The sequence below is a fragment of the Pseudoalteromonas lipolytica genome (assembly GCF_900116435.1).
In the GTDB taxonomy this organism is placed as follows: domain Bacteria; phylum Pseudomonadota; class Gammaproteobacteria; order Enterobacterales; family Alteromonadaceae; genus Pseudoalteromonas; species Pseudoalteromonas lipolytica.
Window position 1 is genome coordinate 49,103 of sequence record NZ_FPAZ01000013.1, and the last position, 21,241, is coordinate 70,343.

At 42.5% G+C, this 21,241-nt stretch carries 14 protein-coding genes; 11 read left to right on the forward strand and 3 right to left on the reverse strand.

The genetic code is table 11. The annotated features are described in order from the left end of the window. Positions 1-373 precede the first annotated feature (373 nt). Entirely contained in the window at positions 374-2,389 is a 2,016-nt protein-coding gene (locus BM378_RS14275) for a TonB-dependent receptor (RefSeq protein ID WP_074989447.1), read from the reverse strand. A 252-nt stretch (positions 2,390-2,641) separates the two neighbouring features. Here BM378_RS14275 and BM378_RS14280 point away from each other — a divergent pair, with 252 nt between their 5' ends. The 9 genes from BM378_RS14280 to BM378_RS14320 all read left to right on the forward strand — a co-directional run bounded on the left by BM378_RS14280 (position 2,642) and on the right by BM378_RS14320 (position 12,263). After that, the gene (locus BM378_RS14280) at positions 2,642-3,868 is read left to right on the forward strand and encodes a hypothetical protein (RefSeq protein WP_143104590.1); all 1,227 of its coding nucleotides are present in this window, start codon (positions 2,642-2,644) and stop codon (positions 3,866-3,868) included. Positions 3,869-3,884: 16 nt separating this feature from the next. After that, positions 3,885-5,261, forward strand: a complete 1,377-nt coding sequence (locus tag BM378_RS14285) for an SH3 domain-containing protein (protein ID WP_074989449.1) — start codon at positions 3,885-3,887, stop codon at positions 5,259-5,261. 8 nt (positions 5,262-5,269) lie between these two features. Further along, positions 5,270-6,382 carry a mandelate racemase/muconate lactonizing enzyme family protein gene (locus BM378_RS14290; protein WP_065978430.1) on the forward strand — a complete coding sequence of 371 codons (1,113 nt, stop codon included), beginning with the start codon at positions 5,270-5,272 and terminating at the stop codon, positions 6,380-6,382. Next, positions 6,379-7,128: a L,D-transpeptidase family protein gene (locus BM378_RS14295; RefSeq protein WP_065978429.1), complete on the forward strand. Its 750-nt coding sequence runs from the start codon at positions 6,379-6,381 to the stop codon at positions 7,126-7,128. The genes BM378_RS14290 and BM378_RS14295 overlap by 4 nt, the downstream gene beginning before the upstream one ends. A gap of 80 nt (positions 7,129-7,208) precedes the next feature. Further along, entirely contained in the window at positions 7,209-8,783 is a 1,575-nt protein-coding gene (locus tag BM378_RS14300; protein ID WP_074989450.1) for a sodium:solute symporter, read from the forward strand. Continuing rightward, a complete protein-coding gene (locus tag BM378_RS14305) occupies positions 8,784-9,695 on the forward strand; it encodes a glucosamine kinase nucleotide-binding domain-containing protein (RefSeq protein ID WP_051501818.1) in 912 nt (303 codons plus the stop codon). Next, positions 9,685-10,620 carry an N-acetylmuramic acid 6-phosphate etherase gene (gene murQ, locus BM378_RS14310; RefSeq protein ID WP_074989451.1) on the forward strand — a complete coding sequence of 312 codons (936 nt, stop codon included), beginning with the start codon at positions 9,685-9,687 and terminating at the stop codon, positions 10,618-10,620. Before BM378_RS14305 ends, murQ begins: the two co-directional genes overlap by 11 nt. Then, positions 10,620-11,798, forward strand: coding sequence for an exo-beta-N-acetylmuramidase NamZ family protein (locus BM378_RS14315; RefSeq protein WP_036970543.1), 1,179 nt, complete (start codon positions 10,620-10,622; stop codon positions 11,796-11,798). The genes murQ and BM378_RS14315 overlap by 1 nt, the downstream gene beginning before the upstream one ends. A gap of 207 nt (positions 11,799-12,005) precedes the next feature. After that, positions 12,006-12,263, forward strand: coding sequence for an energy transducer TonB (locus BM378_RS14320; RefSeq protein WP_227006848.1), 258 nt, complete (start codon positions 12,006-12,008; stop codon positions 12,261-12,263). Positions 12,264-12,581: 318 nt separating this feature from the next. Here the strand turns inward: BM378_RS14320 and BM378_RS14325 are convergent, their stop codons facing one another. Both BM378_RS14325 and BM378_RS14330 read right to left on the reverse strand, forming a co-directional pair. Then, the gene (locus BM378_RS14325; protein WP_036970539.1) at positions 12,582-15,623 is read right to left on the reverse strand and encodes a TonB-dependent receptor; all 3,042 of its coding nucleotides are present in this window, start codon (positions 15,621-15,623) and stop codon (positions 12,582-12,584) included. 374 nt (positions 15,624-15,997) lie between these two features. Continuing rightward, complete coding sequence (locus BM378_RS14330; protein WP_036970537.1) at positions 15,998-16,843, reverse strand: MurR/RpiR family transcriptional regulator; 846 nt, start codon at positions 16,841-16,843, stop codon at positions 15,998-16,000. A gap of 340 nt (positions 16,844-17,183) precedes the next feature. On the opposite strand from BM378_RS14330, the gene pbp4b reads away from it, so the two are divergent. Then, on the forward strand, positions 17,184-19,631 hold the full coding sequence (gene pbp4b, locus BM378_RS14335) for a penicillin binding protein PBP4B (protein ID WP_074989452.1): 2,448 nt from the start codon (positions 17,184-17,186) through the stop codon (positions 19,629-19,631). 94 nt (positions 19,632-19,725) lie between these two features. Next, complete coding sequence (locus tag BM378_RS14340) at positions 19,726-21,102, forward strand: Na+/H+ antiporter NhaC family protein (RefSeq protein ID WP_036970533.1); 1,377 nt, start codon at positions 19,726-19,728, stop codon at positions 21,100-21,102. Positions 21,103-21,241 lie beyond the last annotated feature (139 nt).

The window sequence follows — 21,241 nt, forward strand, 5'->3', positions numbered from 1 at the left end:
TAGCTCAGCTGGATAGAGTACCTGGCTACGAACCAGGCGGTCGGAGGTTCGAATCCTCCCGCGTCCGCCACTTTCACTCTGAAAGTGACATAAACCGACGAAAGTCGGTTTTTTTGTGCCCGAAATCCGCAGCTGCGGTATCATACCATTGTGCAAAAATACTTAATCATTTTGAGTGATTAAACCAGTCGCTACCTGCGTTAAAAATTTCTGAACTAATAGGAATTGCTGGCAGTAAGTTAAGTGATAAGAACAAGCGTCAGCAAATAACTCGCATTACTGACGACTTTTTCCTCGACCGCATCAAAGATAACAGTGTATCGCTTTACCGTGACCTAATCACTAACTTGCAAAAGTACACAGAGCAGGTTCTCTAAAAGAGTAAACTGACGTTGAATCTAAGCGTACGTGGCTCTATGGGGTGGTAGTGATTATCTTCTACTCCCTCTGCGGGCTCAGTCGGTAAGCGTGATGCATAATAGTAATCGATATCATGATCACTGCTATCGAATAGATTAAGTAGCTCTAAGCCGACTTTCCAGTGAGTATGTTGGTAACTAACTAAACCGTTAACGACGGTCAAAGGCTCTGAACGTTGACTGCCATCATCATTGAGCATGCGTTTACCTATATGGCGAAGACGCAACGATGTTTGCCATTGCTCTGTTATGTGCCAGTTTACCCCAGCACTGGCAACTACTGGCACAGCCCCTTCAATGCGGTCGTTCTGGCTATCTATGTCTAGGCGTGAATGTGTAAACGATGCTTCAGCATCAAGGCTAAGTGTCTCGGCTAGCCAATAGTAAGCGCTTAGTTCTAATCCGTAACGTGTTGATGCATCACTGGCTTCAGTATTGCCTGCATCACCAACAAAGAGGAGTTCTGAGTCAAGTGAAAGCCACCACAGTGCCGCTGAAAAGTTAAAGTGCTTTTCATCAAAGTAGCGCATGCCCAACTCAGCACCATTACTTTTAACCAGCAAATCAACGGTATCCGTGGCTGCAAGGGTTACAGGGTCTTGTTGAATTGTTGCGCCGCGTGCATCGTTAGAATGAAACGATTGCCCCCAGTTGGCATAACCCGCTACGTTCTCGTTGAATAAATAAGTTAGGCTTGCTTTGAAACCGAGTAAATCGTCATTTGCATCGCCTGAATTTAAGTGATTATCGCTGTTAACGCTCGCATCAATATAGTCATAGCGTACGCCTACAGTGGCCTCTAATTGAGGGCTCATAGTAAGTTGGGTTTGCCAATAAGCAGCGTAACTTGTTTCGTCAACACGGTCTTCACGTACGGTTGATAAGTAATTTCTCGACTGTGTGTTATACAGTCCTACGTTATCAATGTTATCGTTACGAAGTTCAACACCTACATCATGATTCAGTAAAATAGAGCCTAAAACATCCGAAAATTGATAACTGATTGCCCCGCCAGACACCGTACGATTATCACGTTGATTAAATTGGTCGCCATTAACAGGATCATTAAGAAAATACGAGAAATTAGAATACAAGTTCAGTTTGTAATCAATTACATAGGCATTAGCTGTGAGGTGTTCGTTTTGCCAATTAGCCGATAAGCTATAGCGACTAGAGCTGCCACCTAATGTGGTGTCCAAAGAGCCCAGCGATGAAATGATACCTTGATCAACGGCGCGTTGCGGAATTTGGTCAGCCGAATTCCACGTATTATCATATGCCATAGCACTGATGGATAGGTTACCGTGCTTAGACTCATTAACGAAACGAAGGAGGGCGTTCTTTTTATTTACACTTTCTTTAATGTCTTGCCATGGCCCGTCGTAACCTTGCCATTCTGTGGCGCCAATAAGTTTACTATTACCAAGTGGAATGCTGCCTAAAGCAACCGCGCGTAAATAGTTATCCTCACCAATAGTGAAATCTAACTGTTGATGCTTTGGGTTATCTGTCAGGTGAAAGTAGGCGCTGCCCGCAGTTGAAAAGTCACCTTGCTTTGCATCGTAACTGCCTTTTTGATAACTGACTGTGGCAATCGTTTCGGGAATAATAAAGTTCAAGTCTGTATAGCCTTGACCATGTCCATGGCTGCGCATATTGATTGGCATACCATCAATATTGGTTGAAAAGTCTGTACCATGGTCAAGGTTAAAACCACGAATAAAGTATTGATTTGCTTTACCTGAACCACTGTGTTGAGTAACGGCCATACCAGGGATTAACTCAAGTAGCTCTGTGCTTCTGAGCATGGGTCTATTTTCAATCTCACCTTGGCCAATAATGCCACTTGAGGCGCTGATTGATTCACCGATTAAGCCAGTGCGGTGGCCATATACGGTAATTTTTTCAATATTAGCAAATGCGCCACCAGAACAGCTTAGACAGCCCGCAATAAAGCATAACTTTTTCATTTTATAAATCCCTTTTCTATTTGGTATTAAAAGTATATACGCGTAAGTCATTTTTTTGGATGCAGAATAGATGAATCGTAATAAAGCTGAGTTAATTTGCTTCATGGGAAATTTGTGTTAAATTTAATAAAATATTCCAAAAATAAAAATAAGTGGGAATTTTATTTTATGCACACCATGCGTTTACGCTCTCTCAATTTTACGCTGTGTAGTAGCCTTTTTCTGTTAGTTGGCTGTCACGCGAATAACCCCGTGGACACAATGACTGACGAGCAGTTTTTTGCCGAAGTGATGATGGCACCTGCAATCATGCCACGTGATTTAAATAATACCGGTTGTTTAAGTCTCGCTAATAATGGGACTGGAAAAGGCTATAAAAGTGCTGACCAAGTGGCTTATCAGCAACCTGATTGGCAGTCTCGAATTGCCGCGGATTGGCAATATTTTTCTCCGTCTCAACAGCAAGGAAAATTGCTTGTTATTGATTATCAGGTAAAAGGCGGGGCACTTGCTTACCGTTACTTAAGTGATGGCACACACAATGAGCTTTATGAGCCATGGAGCTCATCAAAGATTCAAGCCTTCACAGGTGCTGTCGCTACCGTGAGAAAAGAGCAGCCTAAATTAGGTGCGCACGCACTGGCTTGTGATACTCCCTTGGCTGATTTAATTAGTAGCGTAAATAGCTATGAGCCATTTGGAAAAGCGGATGGCAATTCAAATGCAATCGCGAGTTATTTTATTAATGTTGCTGGGCGCAATACATTACAAAGCTTCTTTTATAATGACTGGTTAAAGCTCGAAACCCCTGGTTTATTATTTAATGGTGCCTATGGCGGTGAGCAGTTTATGCCATCTGATGAATATTGGCATGACCCTGCACACCCAGAACATGATGCAAAGATCAGCCATTACAAAGCAAATCGTGATGATCCTGGTTATTTAAGTTACCGTTGTGATAACTGCGGTTTAACGGGTAATAAGGCAATGACTACCTTGGCACAAGCTGAATGGTTAAAACGCCTTGTTAGTCACGACCGTGAACCCAGTACCCGTATGCCGTATTTGCAAAGTAGCGATGTAGATGTACTCCTTAATGGCACAGGTCATAGCGAACAACAGGCTGGCGGAGGTGGTATGATGATTGGCATCAGTCATCTTGTGACTAATGCACTTGCAAAAGCGATTGCACCCAATGATACACGCTCGGCAAAAGAAGTACTTGATACCGCGACAAATGGGCAGTGGCGAGTGTGGCAAAAAATCGGCTGGGGCCCAAGTGAAACTCGCTCTGCGACCGAAACGGTTATGCTCGCTCATGTTTGCTTGGGGCAAATTAATGGCGGTCGCGAGTTTACCTTGAGTATTCAGCAAGCAACCCCTGGTGCAGAGGAAGCCCACTTGCCAAAAGTCGGCAAGCTAATGCAGCAAAATTTGCAGGCAGCTTTTACAAAACTATTAGATTCACGCGCTCAATAAGTATTAAGGAACACACATGCGTCGTTCAATTATCGCTTTATCAATTAGCCTAGGTGTTGCCTTTAGCTCACCTATGCATGCCGAAGGGTGGCAGTCAGATGTGATAGCCGTCACTCAGTCACAGTTGTCACCTAGTTATTGGTTGCAGCAAGGCGCATCAGCAAAAATGCTCATGACAAATGCGCAAATTCAGGCGTTTAACGATAAGTTAATCAAAGAAAATAAGTACATTGTTGATCCACTGTCATTTCAAAAATCGCTGTCTAAAGCCGAACTCACTAGCTTAATTAATCAAGCCAGCTCAGTGCCAAAAAGCCCGCGCTTTTTTACTGACGGACGTCAATTAACAGCGAAAGATTTTGCTAAATATCAGGCAAATTTAAATATTAATAAGGTCGCGAGTACTAACTTAGTTCGCTTTGGTGTGGTGGTGAAGCGTACGTCATTACGGACCTTTCCAACGTGGGATCGGGTGCTCAACAGTGGCTTAGATCACGACCTAGATCGCTTTCAAGAAAGTGGCATGTTTCCGGGAGAGAGTGTCGCTGTCTTGCATCAAAGCGCGGATAAAAAGTGGCTTTTAGTGCGTGCTTATAACTATTTAGCGTGGACACCCGCTGAGGATATTGCTTTTGCCGATGCTGATAAAATTAAAGCGTACCGAGACCAAGAAAACTTTTTAGTCATCACTGGCGCTAAAGTGCACACTGCTTATGTGCCTAATGATGATGCACGCTCAGAAGTTCAGCTTGATATGGGGGTGCGTTTACCCCTTGTTGATAACGAGCAAGTTCCTTACTTACTGAATGGGCAAAATACTTATGCCAGCCATATTGTGCAATTACCAACGCGCGATGAAAATGGCCAATTAGCCATAAAGCCAGCAATGATCAGTAAAACCGCAGATGTAAATATCGGTTACCTCGCCTACACCGAACAAAACCTGATTAAGCAAGGCTTTAAGTTTTTAGGTGAGCGGTATGGATGGGGGCACGATTACAATGGCCGAGATTGCACTGGTTTTGTGGGAGAAATTTATAAAAGTTTTGGTTTACTCATGCCACGTAACTCCGGTCAGCAAGGGAGCAGTGAATACGGTAAAAATAGCCGCTTTGATAAAAATGCCAATGAAGCGTCTAAATTATCTGTGGTTAAGAATATGGCAATTGGTGATTTAATTTATATTCCAGGTCATGTGATGATGTATTTAGGTGAACACCAAGGTGAGCCGTACGTAATTCACGACGTGAAAGGGCTTGGCTACAACAAAGGCGATGGTAGTTTTTACAGCAGTGCTCTAAATGGGGTATCGGTTACTCCATTATTGCCGTTAAGGCTCTCGCAAGAAACCAGCTATTTAGACCGTGTGTACAACATTAAACGTATTCGCTAGAGGCCTGTATGAAAATTAAAGCAATTCGTTTTGCAAAGCTCAAAGTGCCATTAGTGACCCCATTCAAAACGGCGTTGAGAGAAGTTAGTTTTATAGAAGATTTAGTGGTGATCATCGAGACTCACTGCGGCCAGATTGGTTATGGTTCAGCAGCATCAACCCCAGTTATTACAGGGGATACTCACCAAGGCATGATAAGCGTTATTAAGCAGTTTATTGCGCCGAAATTATTGGGCCTCGAAATAGAAAATATTAATCAGCTCACCCATATTATACAAACGACTGTAGTCGGTAATAGTAGCGCAAAAGCGGCGCTAGAAATTGCTGTTTATGATTTATGGGGCAAGCTTTATAAAGCGCCATTGTATAAATTACTCGGTGGCGGTCAGTCAGAGCTCAAGACTGATATCACTATCAGTGTTGATAATATCGATAAGATGCTCAGCGACTGCCAGCTCGCGGTTGATCAAGGTTTCGATGTATTAAAAGTTAAAATCGGCAATAACCTGAACCAAGACATTGAGCGTGTTAAAGCAATTTATGCGGGCTTTGCAAGCAAAGCACTCTTGCGTCTTGATGTTAATCAAGGCTGGAGTGCTAAGCAAACAGTGCAGGCCTTACAGCAACTAGAACACGCTGGGGTCGTGCTTGAGCTTGTAGAGCAGCCTGTTAAAAGTAACGACATCCAAGGACTAAAATACATTACTGATCGTGTTAATACACCGATTATGGCCGACGAGAGTGCTTTTTCTCCTCAGCAGGTTATTCAGCTTTTAGAGCTTGGCGCCGTTGATATTATTAATATTAAGCTGATGAAAACCGGTGGGTTGAGCCGTGCGATTGAAATAGCCAATATCACTGCGCAGTATCAAGCGCAGTGTATGATTGGTTGTATGCTTGAGGGCAGTATTGCTGTGGCGGGTGCTGCACATTTAGCATCCGCAAAAGCCCAACAAATTAGTAAAATTGATTTAGATGGTCCAGCCCTTGGCCAGTATGATCCGGTGCAAGGTGGGGTTGAATTTAATGGCCCACAGATCACGCTTTCGGATGCCCCAGGTCTTGGTATTGAATCAATCAACGGTCTTGAACTGATAACAAATGGAGTGTGGCCAGAATGAAAAAAATCTTTAGTTTTGTTGCAGCAATGAGTTTAACCGCCTGTGCAAGCTCGCAGCAGTACACGCCTGTGATTGATAATACACATCAACAATTAGTTGTGGTTGTAGCCAATGACAGTGACGCAATTGATGCGACGCTTTATCGCTTTGAAAAAAAAGGGCGACAATGGCAACAACAAGGTGATCAACACGCTGTTGTGCTTGGGCGTACTGGGCTTGCTTGGGGTGTTGGCTTACATCCAGCACAAGCTGGTTTGCAAAAACAAGAGGGGGATGGCAAAGCGCCAGCGGGTATCTTTGAACTAGGTACTGCATTTGGTTACTTAGACACATTACAAACGAATCTTAGCTATCAAGCTATGACTGCTAACGATTACTGCATTGATGTAAAAGGGTCTCCTTTTTACAACCAGCTCGTTGATAAGTCAGAAGTGGGAGACGCTGCGGTAAAAAACTCATCTGAATGGATGCGCCGTGATATTTACAGCCAAGACGACTTATATAAAAAGGGGATCGTGGTAAAGCACAATCCTTACAATGTCGATGGGGCGGGCAGTTGTATTTTTATGCATTTATGGCGTGCGCCCAGTAAACCAACGGCAGGATGTACAGCGATGACCGAAACCGATATGGATACCTTATTAGCTTGGCTTGATGAGCGTAAAAAACCATTATTGGTGAGTTTAACTAAGCAGCAATATCAGCAAAAACAAAGTCAGTGGCAATTGCCGGTACTGGAAAATTAAAAATAATAAAATAAAAGTATTTTATTTTTGTCGTAATGATGGAATAATATATTCCATCAAGGTTTGAGTTAGGATAATAAATGAGTGCAAATTACGCATTACTCGATTGGTTAGTATTCGCAAGTTATGGCGCAATTTTATTGCTCAGTGGCTGGTGGTTTAATCGCAAACGTGCCAACTCAAGCCAAGATTTTTTCTTGGGTGGAAATAGCATGCCGACCTGGATGGTGGCTATTTCTGTTTTGGCGACGTCGCAATCTGCGGCAACCTTTATTGGTGGCCCTGATCAAGGTTATCAAGGTGATTTTTCTTATATCGCAACAAATATAGGGGCGTTTATTGCGGCATTTGTGGTGTCGGCATTTTTAATTCCTAAGTTTTACCAACAAAAAGTGTACACAGTGTATGAGCTGTTAGAAAAGCGTATAGGCCCAAAAGCTAAACGCCGTAGCGGTTTAATGTATTTATTTGGTCGTGTGTTTGCCAGTGGTGCGCGTCTTTATATGGCAGCCATCGCGGTGGCTATGATTTTATATGGCAATATACATGCCGACAGTGTGGTGATAGCGACCTTAGTACTGGCGCTGGCGGGGTTACTTTATACCTTTTTAGGCGGGATCCGCAGCGTTATCTATTCTGATGTTTTACAGAGTGTTGTTTATGTTAGTGCAGCGATCGCGGTTATTTGGTGTTTGCTGAATATTATTCCTGCCGATTTCTCGTCCATTATAGCCACCTTAAATGAACCCGCTCCTGGTGCTGACTCGAAACTTGCTTTGTTTAAGTTTGATTTAGACTTTACGCCATCAGGGGTATTCAATATGGCCTCTGTATTAACCGGGTTTGTATTGTTAAATATTGCAGCATTTGGCCTTGATCAAGACATGACACAGCGTTTATTAACCTGTAAGAGTCCAAAAGAAGGCAGTAAGGCATTACTGCTATCGGTGTTGATGGTAATACCGGTTATGGCTATTTTTATCTTCATTGGCATGCTGCTTTATATTGTTTATCAGCAACCAACACTTATGAATAATCAGGCTGGAGAGGCGGTTGTACAAGAGTTTAATGGCGAAAAAATTACCATTTTTATGTATTACGTATTAAATGAAGTACCAGCAGGAATTAAAGGCTTGGTTAGTGTGGGCATAATCGCTGCGGCGATATCAACATTAAATTCGGGACTGAGCTCAATGTCATCAGTGATAGTGCAAGATTTATATCGCCCGTATCTAGAAAAGGCCAATAAACACGTGAGTGACCACCACTTTGTTAAAGCCGGTAGAGTGGGGATGGCAGTGGTTAGTTTAGCGTTGGCGTTGATGGCAATACTTTGCTATTTCTGGCAGCAATACAGTGATATGCCGTTATTAAAGTTTGCCTTAAGCGTTATGGTGTTTTCGTACAGCGGTTTATTGGGTGTTTATTTCACAACGTTATTTACAAAACGCGGCAGTGAAGGTTCTGTGCTCGCTGCATTAATTGTTGGTTTTGTTGTTACGCTATTAATGCAACCCTATATGATTGATTGGTTATTGCCTGAGTCGATGCGCTTTTATTTAGGTTTTACTTGGCAGTTATGTATTGGCACCTTGTTATCAACATTAGTGTGCTGTGTTGGCAAACCCAAAGCAAGTAATGAGGCATTTGCATAAATGACAGTGCGTTATGTTCTAGCCATTGATGGTGGCGGTACTAAAGTTTTAGCTGAACTGACAGAGCAATCCTCACAATTGACGTTTCGCTCACAAGGCGGGCCCGCGTCTATTTCGAATGATCTTGATTTAGCGGTTGAGAATATTGTGAAGGTTGTTCGAGACGTTTGCGAACAAAGTGGTGCAAAGGCCAGTGATATCGTTGCTGTAATGGGCCTCGCCGGAGGTGCATCAACCACATTAGCTGAGCAAGTTAAAGTAATGCTCAAGCTAATTTACGAGATTGAGTTTGCAAGTCTTCGCATAGAGAGTGATGCCATTACATCGCTTTATGGTGCAAATTTGGGGGAACCTTGTGTTGTTGTTGCCCTTGGTACAGGTGCTGTCGGTGCGCGTTTACAATCAAACAACCAAGCTAAATTAGTCGGTGGTTGGGGTTTTACTGTGGATGACTTTGGTGGCGGCGCGCGTATTGGTCTAATGGCTGTACAGTATTTATTAAACGATATAGATTGTTACGATTTACCAAAAAGCCGATTAACGATTCGCTTGAGTGAGCAGCTAGGATGCACTCGTCAAGCAATTAGTCATTGGCTTAAACAAGCCAAACCCGCGGATTATGCACGTTTTAGTCCGCTTGTGTTTAGCTTACAAAACGAATGTAAAGTAGCCAATAAGGTATTAACTGAGCACACGACGTCAGTGGTTGAGTTAATTAATAAAAGTCGCGGTACATCGCCGTTACCCGTAATTTTAATTGGGGGACTTGCTAAGGTGAGCCAAGACTTATTGCCACTTACATTGCAAAACGAATTATCTCCTTGTAAAGGGGATTCATTAACTGGTGCCGCTATACTAGCGGTAAAGCATTACCATGACATTATTGAAAAAGGACAACGTAATGAGCCCTGAGCACGTCTTTAAGCATCAAAGTGAGTTACTTGAAGAATTAAACGGTATTGTCTCTGAAAGACAAAACCCTGACACTTTGGATATCGATCTGCTCAGCACCACTGAGATCCTCACAAAAATCAATAATGAAGATCACAAGGTTGCAGCAGCCGTTAAGCTGGTTATCCCGCAAATAAGTTTAGCAGTAGATCATATTGTTGAAGCATTTCAACAAGGTGGCAGACTTATTTATATAGGCGCAGGCACTAGCGGCCGTTTAGGTATTCTTGATGCTGTTGAGTGTGCCCCGACCTACAGTGTGAGCGAACAGCAGGTATTAGGCATTATTGCTGGCGGTGACACCGCGTTTAAAAAAGCTGTTGAGGGTGCCGAAGATAGCACCACACTTGGTGTGGAAGATTTAAAAAATGCGAACCTTACAGGAAAAGATATCGTTGTGGGTATCGCTGCCAGTGGACGTACTCCATACGTGTGTGCTGCAATTGAGTATGCTAAGTCGTTAGGGTGTGTCACGGTGGGCATTACGTGTAACCCTGATTCAGCGGTGATGCGTTTACCGCAAATTGGTATTTGCCCTGTGGTAGGGGCAGAAGCTGTGACAGGCTCAACACGAATGAAGTCGGGTACGGCACAAAAGCTTGTACTTAATATGTTAAGCACTGCCAGTATGATCCGCACCGGTAAAGTGTATAAAAACCTGATGGTTGATGTAAATGCAAGTAACGAAAAGCTCCATGCACGTGCTATTCGTATAGTGATGCAGGCAACTAGTTGCTCACAGCAGCAAGCTGTCGATGCTTTAAAGCAAGCCGAGCAAAGTGCCAAATTAGCTATTTTGATTGTATTAACGGGTAAGCCTGCAGATGAGGCAAAACAGCTGCTTTGCCAAGCGAATGGGTTTTTACGTAAAGCGGTGGAGGAATAATGCGTTTTTTAGCCATTTTAATTGTGAGCTGTTTAGCATTACTTGGTTGTAAGGAAACGCCAGTTAATGTGCCAGAAAAAGCACAACCATTACAAGTGGGGGCTGTTAACTATCAAGCCTATGTGCCAGAACTTAAAGGCAAGCGCGTTGGTTTAGTTGTCAATCAAACGTCAGAAATTAATGGTCAACATTTAGTCGACTTTTTACTCGAGAAAGGGGTTGTGGTGCGTAAAATATTTGCCCCGGAACATGGTTTTCGAGGCGATCATGATGCGGGTGCCCATGTAAAAAGTACTGTAGATGCCAAAACGGGTATCGATGTTGTTTCTATATACGGCAGCAATAAAAAACCGAACCCAGAAGCACTGGCTGATCTGGATGTTATTATTTTTGATATCCAAGATGTCGGTGTGCGCTTTTATACATACATCAGTTCAATGCATTATATGATGGAAGCGGCTGCTGAGAACGGTAAAGCATTTATTGTCCTTGATAGACCCAATCCGAACATTGCTTATGTCGATGGGCCAATTTTAGATCCCAAATTCCGTTCGTTCGTGGGTATGCATGAAATTCCCGTTTTACATGGTATGACGGTTGCTGAGCTTGCACAGATGATTAAAGGCGAAGGGTGGATCAATAACGCAGCTGAACTTCAGCTATCAGTGGTACCGGTGGCGAATTATAAGCGCACCATTACTTACGACTTGCCAGTAAAACCAAGCCCTAATTTGCCAAATGCTCAATCTATTCAGCTTTATCCATCATTATGCTTCTTTGAAGCGACACCCATAACCATTGGTCGTGGAACTGATTTTCCGTTCCAAGTCGTCGGCTATTCACCTGTAAAACTAGGAGAGTTTAGTTTTACGCCACGTGCGATTAAAGGGGCATCAATGAACCCTAAATTTAAAGACGTTGAGGTTTTTGGTCAAGATTTACGTGATTCAAACATGCATGGCTTAGATTTAAGTTTATTTATTGCTGCTTATCAACAACTAACCGATTCACAGCAGTTATTTTTTGAACGTGCTGAGTTTATGGATAAGTTAGCGGGCACAGATAAGCTTCGTTTAGCGATTGAGGCGGGACAAACCGAGCAACAAATAAAACAGAGTTGGCAAACTGAGCTTGCGGCATTTAAACGTAAGCGACAGCCCTATTTACTGTATCAATAACAAAACATATTTCAAAAAGAGGCACTTGCCTCTTTTTTTATTATCACTTTTTGACGGCTGTGGTAAATTTAGGCCCTGAATAATTAAAAGGATGTATTATGAAGGTCTATTTTTGTGCGGCAGTATTTGCCTTACTCTCTGGCTGCTCACGGGCCCCTAGCAAGGCTGCACGTATACTTGACTTAAGCGCCGATAAAAGCGCTGCAGATCGAGCTATGGGCATTAAAACGCGTAACTAAACCTAGCTATCCTAAAGTGGCACAGATGACCAAAAAAGCGGGCAGTGCACGCTTCATTATTACGATTGATCAACACGGGAATAGCAAAGATATTACCTTTCTAGAAAGTTTCCCCGCAGGCATGTTTATTAGTGAATCGCGTGAAGCACTTAGTGACTGGCACTGGCAAGCAACATCAAAAAACAGCCAGCAACACGCTATTATACCAATCCGCAAAAATACTTAATCATTTTGAGTGATCAAACCAGTCGCTACCTGCGTTAAAAATTTCTGATTTACGACTGCATGGATGCAGGAGGTAGAGCAATGCAGGAGCAATTGCCGAGAACAACTAAATAACTAAATTTTTGCCTTGTTATCAACGCGGTTTTATTGCCTCAAAATAGGCCACTTAATTAAGCGGAATGGTATTAAACGTACGGTACAGATTGATTATTTGATGAAGCAGGCCATTCATTTAGATGAAGCAAGAACGTTTTGTACAATTTAGATTAAAAGGGATGAAAAAGGGCCGCATATGCGGCCCCCAACAGGATTGATTGGTTTAGAACTTGAAGTTAACTGAAAGCTGTAAACTACGTGGATTATAGTAACTGCGTGATTCACCATAGTTTTCATCAAGTACATACGGGTTTTTGTTGTAACCAGTTTGACGGTTAAAGACATTAAATAAGTCAGCACGGAATTGTAGTTCCATGTCACCTGAGAACGTAAAGTCTTGCGTGTAGTTCAAGTCAAGTTGCCAGTGGCTTGCTGTTCTACGAGAACCAGCAGGTTCTGCATAACGACTAACATGGCTTGTCGGATAACCATACATAGTTCCATCCCAGTTTTCCCAAGCTTGACCAGACTGGAATACAAAGTACGCACCAATGTTTGCTTCCCACGGCACAGTGTAGTAACCATAGACTTTAACCTTATGCGGCTTATCTCCTGAAAGTGTGCCGTAACGGTTATCCCATGAGTAACGGCCGCGGCCATCACCATAGTATGATGAGCCAATAAAGTTATTTGCATCGTTACTTGTCGTGGTATTGTCTTGGTCGAAATTACCGTAGTAATGGCTCCACACATAAGAAGCATTGATATAGCTGTTTTCACCTAGGTATTCAGCTTCGATACTGGCTTCCCAGTATTTCGTTTCGCCGCCATCAACCTCAGCGATTACATACGATGAGCCACCAATTTCATCGATAATATCGGCAAGGTTTTCAACATAAAGGCCTTTATCTGCGATATGTTGTGGCACACCTTCGGCATCAACGCCTGAGTAATCAGTTAAGCGTGCATTGTTAGGCATATCTTCCCAAAAATGCATACCTTTACGGTGACGTACGTGAGCACGTAATACTAAATCAGAGCCCACATATTTCGTTGTGCCAAGCGTGAATTCATTGATACGACGAGGTTTCATGCCTTCTTGGAATGCTTTACCTGATGAACCACGTCGAGGTGATGCAGAAAGAATGTTGCCAGACTCATCTAGAAGTAGCTCAATTTCTGAGCGCGTATTACGGTCCCACGAGGCTGCACGAGCGAGTGAACTCGCTTCAGGATTATAAATTGCGAAATTTGCAAAGACTGAGTCTTCATCTGAGTACGTCCAAGTTGCACCTAAACGAGGTTGCAGCATATCACTCCAGTCTGTTTTATACATTTCGTACTTCTGTCCTGGAGCCAACTCATAACCTGAAACGGTGCCTGACTTCGCTTTTAAACCTTGCCCGTACCACGTATCTTGGCTTACGAGTAAACCGATATTATAAGTCCAGTCACCATGTTCTATGGTATCGTTTATTTCAAAATTGATACTACGCATTTCTGAGTTTATGCCAGAAACAGTTGTACCATCTTCAGTTGCCAGACTCATTTGTTGCACATGTGCACGATATATAGCATCTGCAGGGTCAAAGCCTGCCGTATCTGCATCAGCATCAACTAAACCGCCAAGGTAAGAGATGCGCCCCCAGCCATTTGATAAACGGGTAAGTTGTTCTTCACTTTCTTCCCATTTGGCACCAAAGTGGAGTGTATGGTACGTGTCACCCCAATCAAATTCATGTTCTAAGTTGAGTTCAAATGAATCACGATAGAAGTTTATATTGTCATATTGTGAATAAGCGCCAACACCACCGCTGCCTTTCATTACACCATCTTCAAGATAGCCATAAGTATTAATTAATGCGGTAGCTCCGGCATTATAAATAGCGATTTGCTCTTCTGTGAAACCTTCTTTAGAGACATATTCTCTTGGTTTTGGCACCGAAAAATAGCCCATCTGAGTAAGGTTGTTAACATCAAGCTGACTATTTAACGAAGGTACGACACTCAACTCAGTATCTGGTTTCGAACCTGTTTCTAATTCAAACTTACTGTATTGGAATGACAGGGTGGTTGCAGAGCCTAAAATCCAAGAGCCATCTAACGTAAAGATATCTTGGTCGGCTTTGCTACCAACAGATACACTGTCAGTTTCGTAAGCGCCTATTGAATCGCCTTTTACCTCTTTATCAGAGGTACGTTGTGAAATATTAATTAAAATATCGTCGGTCGGTGCCCATGTAAGCTTACCGAAGTATTCGTCACGGATACTTTCATAGTCTTTTACTTCGCCATAAGCTGTATTCTTGTTAGCCTTCGTTTCTTCAGGGCGATAATACGAGGTATAAAAGTACAGTGTATCTTCAATCAGCGGTCCACCTAGGCTTGCAGTTAACCAGCTTTTATCCATCTCATAACTTTCTTCGCCTATAGGGGTCGCAACAAAACTCTTCGGTTGTGCTTTGTATTCAACGTTACCGTGAAATTCATCAGTACCAGATTTTGATACTGTATTGATTGAGAAGCCACCTGAACGGTTAAAGCCTACGGCTTTAGCACCACCGCGGTCCATGGTGACATACGCCACGTCATGGGTCGAAGGCTCTGACGCTAAATTACCAAACATTGGCATAGAAACATTTACGCCATCAAAACCGTATGAGTTATCAACCCCTGAACCACCTGCTGACGGACCTAAAACTGTGTTCGCCGAAAGCTCCACACCTGGTACAAGTTTTAATAGGTCTCGGTAGTCTTGACCCACTGGCACGTTGTTGATTGCCTCTTCGCCTAGTGAGTTGGTCAGAGCTGACTTACCCTGACGGTATAATTTACTACCAGTAATGGTGATGACCTCAACATTTTCATTTGCGCCACCGAAGGTAACGTTTAGGCTCGATGTTTGCTCAAGCAAAACATCAACGGTCATCGTTTGAGTGACCCCGTTTTTATCGGTGAAAGTGAGTTCATAAGTCCCTGGTTTTAGTTGGGGTAAGTCGTAGCTTCCGTCTTCACGAGTCACAACAGTGCGTGGTTTCGGCATTACGTTACTTTTTGCCGTTACCGTGATCCCCGCCAGAGACTGCTGTGCCTCTGGTGTTGATACTTTACCCTTGATTCCACCGGTTAAATTAGCAAAGGCTGGTGCGCTGGCTAAAGCCGCGGCCATTACAACACCTGTTAGAGCTGTTTTCTTTGCGCGAAGTGCATTATGTGTCGCTTTAGCTATGGAGCTTATTACGAGTGAGGATGCATGTTGTTTCATTGTTTCCCGTCCTTATATTTATATGCTTTGTTGGACTGCTTACCCAATTGAGACTTATGAACTTTAAAATTATGTTGCCTATACATTAAACAGCTGTTAGAAGAATCGGTCAAGAATATTTTTTTGTTACTTATGGTTGTTTGTGGAATAAAATATATTACCTTTATTGGGTAAGTGTTTGTGTTCATTTGCTTTTAAGAGCATACGGAATGTGAGGGGTCTTTTTTGTAAGAAATTATGAACGCTTTATTTTTTATTAGCTTATAAAAATCAATACATAACAAGAAAGATGAGGTGCAAATTTAGTTGCTAAGTAAAGGCATAAAAAAAGCAGCTTTCGCTGCTTTTTTAGGTTTATAGTCTGTATTTAAAAATTAGTTATTCTTAAATTCGCCTACAACTTCATTAGAATGTTCTAGTAATTTTCTGCCTTGTCGACTCGATTGAGTCAGTGCAATGAACAGAATATCAATGACAAAATCTTGTGCAGTTCGGGCTAAAATTGATGACAGCCTTACTGATTCACCTTCAGCAACAGAGTAGAGTTTTACATCTGCTGAGTCTGCGACGGGGCTACTACCAAACTTAGTGACTGAGATCACTGCGCTGTCGTTTTTCTTAGCTTGTTTAACGACCTCAGCAATTTCACGGGTCATCCCCGATTCACTAATCGCAATAACCAAGTCACCTTTTGAAAACGTAGCAACGTAGGCAAGTTGGGCGTGGCCGTCTGGTTCAGCGATAGCTGGCATTCCTAGCTTTTGTAATTTATAAGAGAAATCTTTGGCAACCAGCGCCGAGCCACCTAAACCGCAAATAAGAATACGTTTAGCTGATTTTAATAATTCAACCGCTTTTTCGATTGCAGGCGCTTCGTTAAGGTTTTTGGTTTCAGTTAAAACGGCCAGTTTACTGCTGAGTAATTTTTCGGCAATTTGTTCAAGAGAGTCGTTTAAGGTAATTTTACCGTGTAACTTGGGCTCGCTGCTTTCATCGTTTAGGGCATCGATAACGGCTAGCTTAAAAGCAGGAAACCCTTTGTAACCTAATTTTTGTGAAAACTTAACCACGCTTGATTGGCTTACACCAACCACTTTTGCTAATTCAACAGAGGATAAATTACGAATCGCATTGGCCGAGTTTAATGTGAAATCTGCTAGTTTTGCTTCGCTGCTCGACAAAGACTGGCGTAAGGCTTTAATTTTTACAAAAGTAGACATTCGGGCTCACTTTGTTAGTTAACTTATTCTTTGTGTAATACAAACCTTTCAATCGAGAATATTAAGCGCCAAGACGCAAAATTAAGTACAAACGACGAATTATTTTTGTTTTACTCGAATTAACTTTGGAATATTTTTCTTAATTTAGATGGAATAATATAGTTTTATTCCATAATAGATACAACATTATTTGTTGAGATAGCACCATTTTTAGTGAGGTAGCGATAATGTATGCTTTTTATTCTTGGATCTTAAAATAAAATATTTTACATGTTAAGTGGGTGTTGCTACTGTATTGCAGTGAATCGTCAATGCTTAAAACTTCAGGTATGAAACTGTTATGAGTTTTTCCTCTTTAAAAACATTACTTAAACAGCTGTGTTATCTCAGTGGCGCTGCGCTTTTAGTCAGTTGTGCCAGTAATCAATATACGTTTACCCAGTCAGCTAACTACAGTCATCGCGTTAAGTTTTTAGTAATGCACTACACCGCGATTGATTACGAAAAGTCGATGCGAGCTTTAGTGGATGAAGGGGGCTTAAGCTCACATTATTTATTACCGGAGTCGGGCGATTCAAGTTATCCGCACGATAAATTAGAAATTATTCAACTTGTTGATGAGAACGATCGCGCGTGGCATGCTGGACGAAGTTACTGGCAAGGACGTGAAGATTTAAACGATCACTCCATTGGCATTGAAATAGTGAATGTGCCTACATGTCATATTCCTGAGCATAGTTCGCCTGCAATGCAAAATGATACAAGCAAGCTGTGTATTTATCCTGATTATGATGCCAAGCAAATTGAATTATTAATTACGTTAAGCAAAGATATTCTTAAACGCAATCCAGATATTGGGCCAACTCAAATTGTAGGGCATTCAGACATTGCGCCAAGTCGTAAAAATGATCCTGGCCCGCGTTTTCCTTGGTATCAATTATATAAAGCGGGTATTGGCGCGTGGTACGACAGCGACACGGTCGATAAGTATTGGCAGTTATTTAGCGCATCGAAACCTTCGACAGAGTTAATGCAAAAAGCCATGCGCAGCTACGGTTACGAGGTGATTGCAACGGGGCAACTTGATTCACAAACATTAGATGCGTTGAGCGCCTTTCAAATGCACTTTTTACCTTGGCATGTTAGCGGTAATAACGATGCCAGAAGTGCAGCTGTACTGTTTGCTTTATTAGAAAAGTATTTTCCTAAAAAGTGCGAGAGACTGTTTAAAGAGTATCAGCAACAGCAACTGGCAACGGAGCCTGAGACAACGGTGCTTGCGAATGCACAAGTTGTCGTACGTATTCCATCGCTCGACCCCAGCAGCCGTGAGTTAGTAAATAACCGAGGCACGTTTCAAGCGTATAAGGGACGTGGTGAAATAATCATTGAAAACCACGATGCCCGCAGTGCTGATATTTATATTAATGGTGAAAAAATTAATATCGCATCACCATTAACAGCTGAAAAAGTATATCAATACAGCTTAGCGAAACGCACTCATAACGGTATTAACACCTTTAAAGTTGACAATGTTCAACCAGAGGGGGCGAGCTTAACATTGCGGTTTCCTTACCCAACATTGATTAAAAACACACATAAAGACCGTTTTAAAGCTGTTGATGAGCTGATAAATCAAGAAGTCGCCGCAGGATTTCCTGGCGCTGTGCTTGGCGTTATTAAAGAGGGTGAGTTAATTAAATTAAGCCACTATGGCGCTGCTAAAAAGTACCATGCAGATGGCACGTTGCTCGCATCGCCTGAAGCGATGAAAAACGATACCTTATTCGACATTGCCTCGAATTCAAAAATGTTTGCTACTAACTTTGCGTTAATGAAACTTGCAAGCGAAGGTAAGTTAGATGTAGAAAAACCATTGTTTTATTACCTGCCAGAATTTAGAGGCAGCGGTCGAGAGCAGCGTTTAGTAAAGGATTTGCTCACGCATAGCGCAGGTTACCCTGCAGTGGTTGATTTTCACCGTAAAGATAATAAATTTGGCGAACGGTTTTTCTCGCAAAACAGTTTACGTACCAAAAATTTACTGCTTACAGGAGTGCCTTTTGTGGCGGGGCGTAATGTAAAGCACCTCTATTCAGATATTGATTACATGTTGCTAGGCGTATTGATTGAGCGCATTAGCGGTATGCCTCTCGACAGCTATGTTGAAAGCCAACTCTATCAGCCGCTAGGGTTAACACACACAGTGTACAACCCTTTGCAAAAGGGATTTTTAGCGTCGCAGATTGCTGCAACTGAAATAAATGGCAACACCCGTGGCGGGCGTATTGAGTTTGACAATATTCGTACCGATGTATTGCAAGGTGAAGTGCATGACGAAAAAGCCTTTTATGCTTTAGGGGGCGTCGCAGGGCATGCAGGCCTCTTTAGTACGGCTGGCGATATAATGGTATTGATGCAGGTGCTGCTTAACGGCGGTGGCTACGACAATAAACAGTTATTTACCCCACAAGTACTCGCGCAATTTACTCAGCCTCAAGCCAGCGACGAAACCTATGGCTTAGGCTGGCGAAGAGCAGGGCACCAAGCACGCACATGGCATTTTGGCCCGTATGCCAGCCCAAGAGCCTATGGTCATACTGGCTGGACCGGCACCGTTACTGTGATTGACCCCGAGTATGACCTTGCCATTGTGTTACTTACCAATGCCCGTCACACACCTATTGAGGGCAACGATAAAAATTATGAATTTGTCGGAAAGCGTTTTGAAACAGGTAAGTATGGTTCAATTATCTCACTGATTTATGAGAGTATATTAAATCACTAGTCGATTTAAGTTGAGTTTAGCGGCAAAGCCATTAAGCTTAGCGAGTTTTTGCATAATAAAAATAAAATATTGGTCTTAATTTAAAAGGGTTTTTATGTCTTGGTATTCAATTTTACCACCCTTGATTGCTATCTTAATTGTGTTTTGGCGCAAAGAAGTGATCATGGCTTTATTGGTCGCCGTTGCGTCGTCTGAGTTTTTGCTAGCCCTCAATGGTGAAGGCAATAGCGTGTTTTACACTTTTATCAATACCATTGAACGGGTAATCGAAGTCGCGAGCTCAGCGGGTAACAGCCGTATTCTTATTTTTAGTATTTTGATTGGTGCACTGCTTGCCTATATTCGTGAATCTGGCGGTGTGGCAGCAACCGTAAACCTATTAATGAACAAAGGTGTTGCTAAGAGTAAGCGCCAAGTGGGTTATTTAACCATGTTCTCGGGCATTGCGGTGTTTATTGAATCGAACTTGAGCGTATTAACTTCGGGTATTTTATCGCGTGGTTTATTTGATAAATTTAAAATGAGCCGGGCGCGTCTTGCCTATATTATTGATAGTACTAGTGCACCCGTGTGTATTTTAATTTTACTTAACGGCTGGGGTGCGTATGTGCTTGGCCTACTTGGTAACTACGAGATGGAAGAGTCTGCTGTTTCGGTACTGTGGGGCAGTATTGGTTATAATTTTTATGCGATTATCACCTTGCTCATCGTGTTTTATACCATTACTTTCGACAAAGTACATGGGCCATTAAAACAAGCCGAAGAGAACTTTGAGCAGCAAGAAACCGAATTAGCAGAAGAAGTTAAAGGCTCAAAAGCGCGTTACATGCTTATTCCACTTATTACCTTAATTGGTAGCATGGTTGGCTTTATGTTCTGGACTGGCGATGGCGATATTGCTAGTGGCAGTGGCTCAAAATCAGTGTTGTATGCAACCATTTTAGCCTGTGTAGTCGCTTACTTTTTAATGATTAGCTCTCGTGATTTTACTCACCATAAGCTTGTTGATATTGGCTTTAAAGGCATGGGTGAATTATTACCGCTGGTTGCAATCGTCTTGTTATCACTCACACTTGGTGCGAGCTTAAAAGACTTAGGCACCGGTGTATTTGTAGCGGGGCTTGTGGGGGATTTCTTACCTATTTACCTTGTTGTGCCAGTGCTATTTTTAACCGGAGCGGTTATTTCATTCACAACGGGCACCTCGTGGGGCACATTTGCCATTCTTATTCCAATTGGTGTGCCGCTTATTCAAGCGCTAGGTTTACCGCCTTCACTGGTTATTGCTGCCATTCTAGGTGGCGGTGTGTTTGGCGATCACTGCTCGCCAATTTCAGATACCAGTGCGGTATCGGCGATTGCCTCTGGGTGTGACTTATTAACCCACGTTAAAACTCAAATGCCTTACGCCTTATTCGGCGGCGCATTAACCTTTATCGCTTATTTGGTAACCAGTATTTTGGTTTTGTAACTTTAAGCCCTTAAGCAAACAATAAAAAACCACAGAGAAATCTGTGGTTTTTTATTGTCCGTACCTCGTATTTCTAGGCTCGCTTCTCAAATCTCGATAGCCAGCACGTTCAAATCTGATATCTGACGACTGAAAACTA